This is a genomic window from Arthrobacter sp. Y3223164 (assembly GCF_059091005.1).
The window spans coordinates 1-512 of the sequence record NZ_JBNHGF010000823.1; the positions used below are offsets into that span (position 1 = coordinate 1).

Below are 512 nucleotides of genomic sequence, written 5' to 3' on the forward strand. Positions count from 1 at the left end.
CGGCCGGGAAGCCCTGCCGGTCAACCGCCGCGGAACCCTGCGGACGGGCGTGGCGGCGATCCGGCACCACCCCATGGCCGCGCTCGGATTGGCGTCCGTGGTGGGCGCCCAGCTGGTGATGGTAGCGGTGATGTCCATGACGCCCGTGCACCTGCAGGCGCTGGACCATGCCGGCGGGCACCAGCACAGCCAGACAGACACGTTCGCCATCATCGGCTTCACGATCTCGCTGCACCTGGCCGGCATGTACGCACTCTCGCCGCTGATGGGCTGGCTGACCGACCGGCTGGGACGAACCCGCACCATCGCGGCCGGGCAACTGGTCCTCCTGGCCGCGACGGCGCTGGCCGGGTTCGGACAGCAGGACACGTGGCTGGTGGGTGCCGGTCTGGTGTTGCTGGGCCTGGGGTGGTCGGCCTCGGTGATTGCCGGCTCCACGCTGTTGGCCGAGTCGGTGCCGGAGTCCGGCCGCGTGCCGGCCCAAGGCCTGTCCGACACGCTGATGGGCGCCG

General features: G+C 71.9%; 1 protein-coding gene. It reads left to right on the forward strand.

Annotated elements, in window-relative coordinates:
* On the forward strand, positions 1-512 hold a 512-nt coding region (locus AC5RUJ_RS18220), incomplete at both ends, for an MFS transporter (RefSeq protein ID WP_494156515.1).